The 1,676-nt window shown below is 69.5% G+C and carries 2 protein-coding genes; one reads left to right on the top strand and one right to left on the bottom strand.

Going from position 1 to position 1,676, the window contains the following annotated elements:
- The first annotated feature begins 43 nt into the window (after positions 1-43).
- Positions 44-1,237: a pyridoxal phosphate-dependent aminotransferase gene (locus D7X96_RS38925; protein ID WP_121771990.1), complete on the top strand. Its 1,194-nt coding sequence runs from the start codon at positions 44-46 to the stop codon at positions 1,235-1,237.
- A 24-nt stretch (positions 1,238-1,261) separates the two neighbouring features.
- Here the strand turns inward: D7X96_RS38925 and D7X96_RS38920 are convergent.
- Positions 1,262-1,676: hypothetical protein (locus D7X96_RS38920; RefSeq protein ID WP_121771989.1), on the bottom strand; the 415-nt coding region annotated here is incomplete at its 5' end.

The raw sequence follows: 1,676 nt of genomic DNA, 5'->3' as shown, positions 1-1,676 counted from the left end.
TTGGTGCTTGTCCGGTTCGGACGTTCCGCGCTAGGCAGGGTGCATGAAACTCGCCCGCCGGCTGAATGCCATCAAGCCCTCCGCCACCCTGGCCCTCAACGCCCGCGCGAAGGCGCTCGCGGCGAGCGGGAAGGACGTGGTGGTGCTCGCCGCCGGTGAGCCGGACTTCGACACGCCGGAGTTCGTGAAGCAGGCGGCCATCGAAGCGCTGCGCACGGGCTTCACCAAGTACACCGCCACCGCGGGCATGCCGGAGCTGCGCGAGGCCGTCTGCCGCAAGCTGGAGAAGGACAACGGCCTGAAGTACGCGCCGGACCAGGTGGTGGTGACGGCGGGCGGCAAGCAGTCGCTCTACAACTGCTTCCAGGCGCTGCTGGACGAAGGCGACGAGGTGATTGTCTTCGCGCCGTACTGGGTGAGCTACCCGGACATGGTGCACCTGGCGGGCGGCACGCCGGTCATCGTCCCCACGCGCGAGGAGGACGGCTACGCGCCGGACCCCGCCGCCATCAAGAGGGCGCTCACCCCGCGCACGCGCGCCATCGTGCTCAACAGCCCGGCCAACCCCACGGGCGCGGTGTACTCGCGCGCCACGCTGGAGGGCATCGCGGACGCGGTGCGCGGGCACGACTGCATCCTCGTCACGGACGACATGTACGAGAAGCTCCTCTACACGGGGCAGCCGTTCCTCAACATCGGCAACGTGGCGCCGGACCTGGTGCCGAGGCTGCTGGTGTCCAACGGCCTGTCCAAGTCCCACGCGATGACGGGCTGGCGGCTGGGCTACGCGGCCGGGCCCAAGGCGCTCATCTCCGGCATGCAGCTGGTGCAGGACCAGTCCACGTCCAACGCGTCCTCCATCACGCAGAAGGCCGCGCTGGCCGCGCTCAACGGCCCCACGGACACCATCACCGCGATGGTGAACGAGTACCGCGAGCGCCGGGATTTGTTCGTCGCGGGGCTCAACGCCATCCCGGGCATCCGCTGCCGGCTGCCGGAAGGCGCCTTCTACGCGATGGCGGACGTGCGCGCCCTGCTGGGCAGGACGTACAAGGGCAAGCCGCTGACGGACTCGCTCCAGCTCTCCGAGACGCTGCTCAACGACTTCCTGGTGGCGGCGGTGCCGGGGGATCCGTTCGGCGCGCCGGGCTACATCCGCATGAGCTTCGTCACCTCGCGCGAGGTGCTGCAGAAGGGCCTGACGCGCCTGCGGGACTTCGTGGCGGCGCTGGGCTGAAGCGCCCGGCGCCCCGTACCTTCTTCAGTCCGTGTACGCGAAGGCGTGCCAGCTCAGGTTCGTGGGGTTGCCGCGGAAGAGGAAGATGGCCGCGTGGCCGGAGAGGTTTCCCACCGCGGCCCACGTGTCCTTGAGCGCGCGCGGATCCAGCCCCAGGCGCGCGGGCGGCTTGCCGTACTTCTTCTCCATCTCCGCCATGGGCAGCACTTCGATGTCGTAGAGCGTGACCAGGTCCGTGCGCCGCGCGCGCAGCTGCTTCACCCACGCCTGCACCAGCTCCTCCGGCGTGTTGAAGCGCTTGTCCTCCAGCTGGAACGGATAGGTCAGCTCCGCGGACGCGCTGCGCACATCCCCCGTCAGCAGGCTCTGGAAGAGGAAGCGCGCCTCGTTGCGGATCAGCGTGCGCGTCAGGGTCTCCGGCGTCAGCTCCTCGTCGCTG

Source organism: Corallococcus interemptor, from assembly GCF_003668875.1.
Taxonomy (GTDB): domain Bacteria; phylum Myxococcota; class Myxococcia; order Myxococcales; family Myxococcaceae; genus Corallococcus; species Corallococcus interemptor.
Note: the sequence above shows the minus strand (reverse complement) of the source record. Positions and strands in the feature narration are given on the sequence as shown.